Origin of the sequence: Methylobacterium isbiliense, from assembly GCF_022179325.1 — a bacterium.
Taxonomy (GTDB): Bacteria; Pseudomonadota; Alphaproteobacteria; order Rhizobiales; family Beijerinckiaceae; genus Methylobacterium; species Methylobacterium isbiliense.
Genome location: NZ_BPQQ01000122.1, coordinates 25,339 through 33,514 on the forward strand (window position 1 = coordinate 25,339; position 8,176 = coordinate 33,514).

Genomic DNA, 8,176 nt, shown 5'->3' on the forward strand with positions numbered 1-8,176 from the left:
GGAGCACACCGGCGGAGATGACACGAGTACGGGAGAACCGGCTCGCGGCAGAATGGATCAGGGGGCGCTGGAGCCGCTGGGGCGGCCCGGCCTGCGCCACTGGCAGCAGAGCACCATCACCAATACGGACCTGAACGAGCGCGGCAGCGTCTTCTTCGCCGCCGTCGAGATGACCCGAATGCCGATGATCCTGGCTGATCCCCGCCAGGAAGACACTCCCATTGTCTTCGCCAACAATGCGTTCCTCGACCTGACCGGCTACGAGGAAGGCGAGGTGCTCGGCCGCAACTGCCGCTTCCTGCAGGGTGCCGGGACCGACCCCGAGCACGTCCGGCAACTCAGGGACGCCGTCACGGCCGGCGAAGCCGTCGCCGTTGAGATCCTGAATTATCGTCGGGACGGAACGCCGTTCTGGAACGCCGTGTTCATCGGGCCCGTGCACAACCCCGAAGGCGAGATCATCTACTTCTTCGCCAGTCAGCTCGACGTGACGCAGCGACGGGAGTCGGAGCAGCAGTTCCGCCAGGCGCAGAAGATGGAGGCCATCGGTCAGCTGACCGCAGGCATGGCCCATGACTTCAACAACCTTCTACACGTCATCAACGGCAGCCTGGAACGTCTGGCCGCCAAGCGTCACGACGAACTGGCCTTCGAACGCTACCTCGCCGCAGCTACGGGCGCAGCCGAGCGCGGTGCGAAACTGACCCATCAGCTTCTCGCTTTCGCCCGGCGCGGCCGCCTGGAGCCGCGGGGCGTAGATCTCAGCGACCTCGTGCATTCGGTCGCGGAGTTGCTGGAGACCTCGATTGGCAGCAAGGCCACCTTGCACCTCAACCTGCAGCGACGCCTGCCGCAGGTGCAGGTCGACGCGACTCATCTGGAGATGGCGCTCCTGAACATCGTGGTGAACGCGCGCGACGCCTCGCCGAACGGCGGCGCCATCACGGTCACCACGAGGCAGGTTCACCTCAACGGCGATGCCACCTCACGGCATCTGAAGCCGGGCGACTACGTGCTGCTCTGCGTCTCGGATGAGGGCACCGGGATGGCAGCGCACGTTGCGGCGCGCGCCACCGAGCCCTTCTTCACCACCAAGCCGCGCGGCGAGGGGACAGGTCTGGGCCTCGCCATGGCCCACGGTTTCGTGCAGCAGTCAGGCGGACGCCTGGAGGTCGAGAGCGAAGTCGGGCGGGGCACGATCATCCGCATGCTGTTTCCAGTCTTCCAGCCGAAAGAGGAGGATCTCGGGCGCGGCGAGGCCCAGAGGGACTATCAGGCACGCCCGCTCGATAACCTGACCGCGCCGCCGCTCATCCTCGTCGTTGACGACAGCCGCGAGGCGGTCGCGATGGCAGCCGAGGCGTTGCAGGAAGTTGGCTATCGCGTCGTGGTCGCTCATAGCGCTGAGGAGGCGCTGGAGCGCTTCGACGAGGCGCGCGAGCGCGGGGACGGGTTCAAGCTGGTGTTCTCGGACGTGATCATGCCGGGCGGCGCGAACGGCCTGGTTCTGGCCGAGCAGGTCGCCAGCCGTGACCCAAGCGTACCGATCCTGCTCACGACGGGCTACAACGATGAGATGGCCATCGACGGTCCCCAACCTCACGCCATGGACGTGCTGGGCAAGCCTTATCGCCGCAGCGAGCTGATCGATCGGGTGCAGGCGGCCCTACGCAGAGGCGCACGCACCGGTCCGGGACGGCAGAGTTCCGACTTCGGTCACGCCAGAGCGTAAGCGCTAGGGATTACGTCGCCCTGCTCGCCTACGTGGAGCGCAAGCCCGCGCATCTCGCCCCGTTGCAGCCCGCGCGGGTGCACCTGCCGGTCGGGAAGCGGGTTGCGACCTGCGTCGAGTTCGGGCTGCGCTTCCTGCACTCGACTGGGCAGACCTACAAGGGCGGCCTGAACAGAGGCGTCTTCCTGCAGATCATCGCCGATCCCACCCCCGGCCCGCCGATCCCGGATCGCTCGGTCAGCTTCGGCACCGTCGTCGCCGCGCAGGCGCGGGGCGATTTCCGTGAGGGTTCCCCGGATCTTGGTCTGGCCGAACGGTGAGCCTCCGGGTCTCATGAGGGCCGTCACCTGACGAGGCTGCCTGGCAGCACGGGCCGGGCGCCCCATCCTGACACGGCTCGCATTCGGGCCACAGAGCGCGGCCTGTCCTCTTGAAGCGCCTTCTCGCTTAGCTTTGGCCGCAGATATGACGATGCCGTGCTCAGCTGCCGCGATGAGGCTGGAGCGCGGCCATGCCTCTTGCACCATGCCGCTCACCGTTTCGGCCGAGGGTGCGGGATCGAGAGCCTACGCGACGCCGCTTCAAGCCGTTCCGCTCAGCCAGCGCGCCGAATAGCTCAGCGACATCATTTTGTGCTCGGCTTCGGCGTCCATGCGGCCGTCTGGGTCATCGACGGCATGCAGCCTTCGCCGCTCTGCGAGCGCATGCACCACTATCGCGCCGCTGCGCCCTCGCAGGCGATGCGGCCCGAGCATTTCGGCCTCGATCCCTTCGGGCAGCACAGGCAGACGCGCGAGGACTGCATCCGAGATCAGCACAGGCCGCCCGGCCTCACGACACAGACCTTCCAGCCTGGCGGTCGCGTTCATCACGTCGCCGAAATACGCGATCTTGTGGCGATCGACGCCGACCTCCGCCGTCACGACGCTGCCGCCGTGAAGCGCGGCGCGCAACTCGGGAACGAGGCCGAAGCGGGTTAACCAGCCGTCCCGCTCGTCGCTGAATGTCCGGCGGATCGCGAAGATGCAGGCGACGCACCGTGCCTTCTCGATGCCTCTTGCGAGCGGCCAGGAAATGATGACTTGATCGCCCACGTAATCGTCGACCTGCCCGCGGTACCGGCGAACCGGCTCCGCGATCGCCGCGAAGACGGCCTTCAGCAGCTCCTGTGCGGCCAAGTCGCCGTGTTCTTCGGCGTAAGCCGTCGATCCGACGAGATCGAGGAACAGGAAGATGCGCTCCTCGCTGACCGGGCGGTGATAGCGTCCAAGCAGGAGGTTCGTGAAGGTCTCGCCGCCGATCAAGTCACGGACGCGCAGAGCGGAGACGAGTAGCGCGGAAACCGCCAGCGCGTAGGGGATGGAGGACAGCTTGGGCGTCGCAGCTTCCATCAGGGTCTTGTCCGTGATGCCGAGCGTCCACAAGACCGAGCCGGTCACCATCGTCGCGACGACGATCACGAGCAGCAGGCTGATCTCGGCAGCGGCGAGGTAGGCGAGCGTGGGCAGGCATCGCAGGCGACTGCTGTATCCGGCGAGGAAAACGCCGCGTTCATACGCGATAGTCAGGAGGCCGATGCACATGCCGTAGAGGATGCCGACGCCTGTCGGCCCGTCATGGAACAGAACACCATGCAGGGCTCCGAACGCAGCGCTGATCGTGGCGATGATGATCCAGAAGGTTGCGGTGCCAGTCGACATCATCTTCTTCAGCTCGGAAGCGCGATCGAACGGATGACCACTCAATAGCGGCGGCAGCGTGACGGCTGACAACCTGCCGCGCTCAAGCTGCTGTGATACTCCAGGGTCGCCATAGATCGCGCCTAGAGCGGTGTCCGATCAGCTTGAATTGGCTGGGGTTACGGGGCGGACCGGGATGTGATTCGATGCGCGGCTTCTCGATGGGGAGAGCCGAATGCCCTCAGCCCTATCCGCCGATCTGCGCGAGCGGGTCGTCACCCTGATCGAGGGTGGAGCCTCGCGCCGGGAGGCGGCGCGGCGCTTCGCGGTCAGCCCAGCCAGCGCGGTGCGCTGGCACGAAGCCTTCGTGCGGGAGGGCCGCACGCGCGCCAAGCCGATGGGCGGCGATCAGCGCTCACATGCGCTTGAGGCCCGGGCCGACCTGATCCGGCAGATCGACGAGGCGCAGCCCGGTTTGTTCCTGCGCGAGTTGCGCACCCAACTGGCCGAGCGCGGCCTGCGGATGGGGGTGAGCAGCTTGTCGCGCTTCTTCAAGCGACACGGCATCACGCGCAAAACAACACGGGTCATGCGGCGGAGCAGGATCGAGAAGACGTGAAGGCAGCCCGCCTGTCCTGGTTCGAGGGCCAGCTCGATCTCGATCCAGACCGGCTCGTGTTCATCAACGAGACCGCCACGACCACGAAGATGATCCGGCGCTAGGGGCGTGCGCCACGCGGCGAGCGCTGCCGGGTGGCCGTGCCGTTCGGGCATTGGACAACCATCACCGTCACGGCCGCCCTGCGCGCCAGCGGCCTGACGGCCACCGCGCTCCTCGACGGGCCGATGACCGGGGCCCGCTTCCGCGCCGATGTCGAAGAGACCCTGGTGCCGGCTCTGAGGCGCGGCTACACGGTCGTGCTCGACACCCTGCCCGCTCACAAGGTCAGCGGCATCCGCGAGCGTATCGAGGCGGCGGGTGCGCGGCTGCTCTACCAGCCGGCCTACTCGCCCGACTTCACCCCAATCGAACTCGCCTTCGCCAAGCTCAAGGCCGTGCTGCGCGCCGAGGCGGCTCGCACCGTCACAGACCTCTGGGACGCCATCAAGCGTGCCTTCAGGCGCTTCACGCCAGGCGAGTGCCGCAACTATCTGGCAGCCGCAGGCTACGATGCATATGACTCAATCTGATCGGATGCCGCTCTAGGGCGGCGAGTTCCGCATCCACCATGACTTGAGCGATCTGCACTACGGGAACCTGACACGCATCCGCGAGCTCGTCAGGCTGCGCCTCCCGTTTTGCTTGCGCGAGCCGACCGCTGGCCTCAGTGGAGTACCAGCTCTCGAAGGGTCCGCTGTCGAATGACGATCGGTCCTTCGAGCGACGCCAATCGAAGGTTCGATAGTCGCGCACAGCTGAACATGCCGCACAGAATGTGGGCCCCAGGCAGCTTGAGAAGGTCAGGGCTGTCGCTGAAGGGCCATCCGCTCATCAGGCGAATAGGGAGGGAGCCGTACCCATCGGGCACACCTCAAGGGGTTCTGGTAAGATAGGTCGATAACGGCCAGCTGGGTCCTGGGAAGGTCGCCCCCTGCGGCGCACCACTTCCCGCTCGAAGGCGAGGAACGCCAAGGGCTCACCGTCCCTGCCAAGCAGCGGGCGCACGTCGATCTCGCACAGGTACGCCTCACCTGACTTCCGGCAATTCTCCAGCACACCGTGGTACCGGCCCTCGGCCCGCAGCTTGCGGGAGATCAGCCGGGTCACCTGCCGGCTCGTATCGAGGCCTTGCAGGAGCCGAGGTGAGGCCCCGAGCATCTCTGCCGCGGTGTAGCCGCTCATGCGTGCGAAGGCCGGGTTGACGTAAAGGATCGTCGGCCCGGGCCGCTCCAGATCGGTGTCAGTGAGCACGACGGCCGTGGTGAGCGGCTCCGCAAACAGCCTGACGAGTTCCACGATGGTCACCGGCCTTCCTCCTCAGCCGCAACGCTAAATCAGGCTCTGTTAACGTTTCCTCCAGAGTGCGGGTCGCTCTGGCGTCGGTCTCGCACGGAAATTAGGACTCCGTTAGGACCGTACCCCCACTCTGTATCTACACACGGCTGCAGTCGCTCCTGCGAGCGACACTCTGGTGGCCGACGGAGTTGAAGCGTCAATGATCCACCAACTCGTCTATTACAGCCGCAACACCGTGGCGGGCGGTGATCGCGCTATGCTGACCAACATGCGCGAGATCCTCTCTGCATCTCAGCGCAACAACAGCCGTGACGGGATTACGGGCTTCCTGATCTTCGACAAGACCTGGTTCGTGCAGATCTTGGAAGGGGAGCGCGCCAAGGTAACGGAAACCTACGCTCGGATCGCGTGCGACCCGCGCCACTCAGCAGCGACGATCATCAACCTGCGGGACGTTCACGGCCGATTGTTCCCGAACTGGACGATGGGTGGCGCGATGCGCACGCCCGAGGTGCAGGAAGTCTATCTGCAGCATGGCTTCGGCGGACCGCTGGAGCCCGCGCGCCTGAAGTCGGAGCAGGTCATCAACCTGGCGCTGGATCTGCAGGCCTACGAGGTCAGCCGGCGGCAGGGACAGAAACTCGCCAGCTGATCGGGTGCTGGCGGGACCTCTCGCCACAGTAGGGCGATGGAGGCGGAGGGCCCAAAGTCCAGGGCGCATGTTGTTTAGGCGCCGCCCCCCGGCCCGCGGATGACGCTGCCCACACGTGCGAACGGATTGCTAACCTTCTTGCTAGCTGGCTTCAGCAGAAGGCAATTGCGTTTCCGCACACGAAAGGATCTCCGCTACATCGTTGCACAACCAGTCAGAGGTGTGTGTGGCGATGGTTCCAAAATGGAGGCGTGCAGGACAGCACTTCGGTGCGGATGCTTCAGGCGCGGTCGCCCTCATCTTTAGCCTCGTAGCTCCTGTACTCCTCGGTGCAGCCGGAACAGCCCTCGACTACGTCACTTGGACGCGCCAACAGGCACATCTGCAGACTGCTGTCGACGCCGCCGCCCTCTCGGCCGCCCGGGAACTGACGATCACCAGTGCCGACCAGGCCCGGATTGACGCCATCGCCCGCAGCATCGTCCTTGCGCGCCTCGACGCGGCCGGGATCGGACATGTCCCGATGGTCGCGGCGACGCTGTCCGACGCTACGACCGTGCGGGTCGAGGTGCGCATGCCTCGGCAGGACACCTTCGCGGGGCTGTTCGGCATCGCTCCCGGGGAGCTTGCAGCCGACGCCACCGCCATCCTGAGCGGACAGCGCAAGCTCTGCGTGCTCGCCCTCGACGCCTCCGCCGCGCAGGCCGTCTACCTCAAGTCGAACTCCTGGCTCACGGCGCGGGACTGCGACGTCCACTCCAACGCCCGGCACGCGGCCGGCATCTCCACCGACAGCGGCATCCAGGTCACGGCCGCCAAGGTGTGCTCGAGCGGTGGCTTCACCGGTCAGGGATCGTTCCGAGGAGGGACGCGCCTGAGCGACTGTGCGCAGATCCCCGATCCACTCGCAGGCCGTGCGGCGCTGACGGTTGGATCCTGCAAGGCCAGCAATCTGCAGGTCGTTGACCGCGGAGCGCCCGGAAGCCGCTACCGCCTGACACCGGGCACCTACTGCGGAGGCCTGTTCATCGGCGGCAACTCGGTCGTGCAGTTCGATCCCGGCGAGTACGTGATCAGCGGCGGGCCATTCGTCGTTGACTCCAACGCCGAGGTGGCCGGCGACGGCGTCGGCTTCTACCTCACCGGCGCGAACGCCCGGTTCCAGTTCCTCAGCAACGCCAGGGTCGACCTCGACGCACCCACCGGCGGGCCGCTCGCGGGCCTGCTGTTCTACGAGGACCGTCACGCCGGCGAGATGCGCGAGCACGAGATCAAGTCGAACTACGTCTCCAACATGACCGGGACGATCTACCTGCCGAAGGGCCGCCTCGTGGTGGACGCGACGAACGAGGTGGCGCAGCAATCGCACTTCACCGTCATCGTCAGCCGGCAGATCCTGCTCACCGCCAACCCGAAGCTCGTGGTGAACGCCAACTACGGCCTGACGAGCGTGCCGGTGCCCAAGGGGCTCGGGCCGTCGGAAGGAACTATCAGGCTCGCGGACTAAACCTTCAACATTCAACACAATCGGCGCAAAGCCGAAACAGCCGAGCGCGAGTTCCTGACCCGTTCCAGACATTCGTAGCGTTCGTCGGGAAAGTCTGATTGCAGGAATTTTCGGACTTTTGCGTCCCTGACACAGCTCGCTACGCAGGTGAACATCAGGTGACGCACCATCAGATTGCTAGTCCCTTTCCTTGCGGCGACTGTGCCACGGCCTTGAGGTCGTGGGTTTCCATAGCAAGTTCCATCCGCAGGACCGTCATCGCCGGATTGAGCCACGTCAACGCGGGCTCGCGAACCTCGCGGTTTCATCGCGCGTGCTGAGTCGTCCAACCATGGCCAAGACCGTTCCGGCACCTATTCGGTCACGACGCGGAGCGATGGGGAAGGGCATGTGGCGCTGCGCGAAGCCGACACGATCGAGGCGACCCACTCCGATGCGCGGCACCGCAGGCATAACGCCCGGCCGCGACCCCGACAGGTCTCTCGGCTGAAGGGAACGCGGCAGCGGCCTGCTCCTAGGAGCGGCCGTCGCCGAATGCAATCTTCGAAGCCATGTCAGGACCCCGGCCGCCGATCCGACCGGACCGCCCCCACGTCGAGGCAGGCCCATCGCACGAGTAAGCCCATGCTCCGGACCGTCCGCGTTGATC

The 8,176-nt window shown here is 65.9% G+C and carries 5 protein-coding genes and 2 pseudogenes; 5 read left to right on the forward strand and 2 right to left on the reverse strand.

The window, feature by feature from the left end; translation table 11 throughout:
* The first annotated feature begins 52 nt into the window (after positions 1 to 52).
* Both MFF61_RS32585 and MFF61_RS32590 read left to right on the forward strand, forming a co-directional pair.
* A complete protein-coding gene (locus MFF61_RS32585) occupies positions 53 to 1,732 on the forward strand; it encodes a PAS domain-containing protein (RefSeq protein ID WP_238241845.1) in 1,680 nt (559 codons plus the stop codon).
* Between the two features lie 8 nt (positions 1,733 to 1,740).
* Positions 1,741 to 2,013 (forward strand): annotated as a pseudogene (locus MFF61_RS32590) (hypothetical protein); the annotation flags it as partial.
* Positions 2,014 to 2,313: 300 nt separating this feature from the next.
* On the opposite strand, the gene MFF61_RS32595 reads toward MFF61_RS32590, so the two are convergent.
* Entirely contained in the window at positions 2,314 to 3,504 is a 1,191-nt protein-coding gene (locus tag MFF61_RS32595; protein WP_238241846.1) for an adenylate/guanylate cyclase domain-containing protein, read from the reverse strand.
* 142 nt (positions 3,505 to 3,646) lie between these two features.
* Here MFF61_RS32595 and MFF61_RS32600 point away from each other — a divergent pair.
* A pseudogene (locus MFF61_RS32600) lies at positions 3,647 to 4,602 on the forward strand (IS630 family transposase).
* 301 nt (positions 4,603 to 4,903) lie between these two features.
* On the opposite strand, the gene MFF61_RS32605 reads toward MFF61_RS32600, so the two are convergent.
* Complete coding sequence (locus MFF61_RS32605) at positions 4,904 to 5,377, reverse strand: PAS domain-containing protein (RefSeq protein ID WP_238241848.1); 474 nt, start codon at positions 5,375 to 5,377, stop codon at positions 4,904 to 4,906.
* Positions 5,378 to 5,567: 190 nt separating this feature from the next.
* Here MFF61_RS32605 and MFF61_RS32610 point away from each other — a divergent pair, with 190 nt between their 5' ends.
* On the forward strand, positions 5,568 to 6,020 hold the full coding sequence (locus MFF61_RS32610) for a BLUF domain-containing protein (protein ID WP_238241849.1): 453 nt from the start codon (positions 5,568 to 5,570) through the stop codon (positions 6,018 to 6,020).
* Positions 6,021 to 6,252: 232 nt separating this feature from the next.
* Positions 6,253 to 7,527, forward strand: a complete 1,275-nt coding sequence (locus MFF61_RS32615) for a TadE/TadG family type IV pilus assembly protein (protein WP_238241851.1) — start codon at positions 6,253 to 6,255, stop codon at positions 7,525 to 7,527.
* Positions 7,528 to 8,176: the final 649 nt, after the last annotated feature.

Bases quoted from the DNA above. Each gene is read 5' to 3' on its own strand.
- MFF61_RS32585 (WP_238241845.1), top strand. From the start codon at position 53: ATGGATCAGGGGGCGCTGGAGCCGCTGGGGCGGCCCGGCCTGCGCCAC.
- MFF61_RS32610 (WP_238241849.1), top strand. From the start codon at position 5,568: ATGATCCACCAACTCGTCTATTACAGCCGCAACACCGTGGCGGGCGGT.
- MFF61_RS32615 (WP_238241851.1), top strand. From the start codon at position 6,253: ATGGTTCCAAAATGGAGGCGTGCAGGACAGCACTTCGGTGCGGATGCT.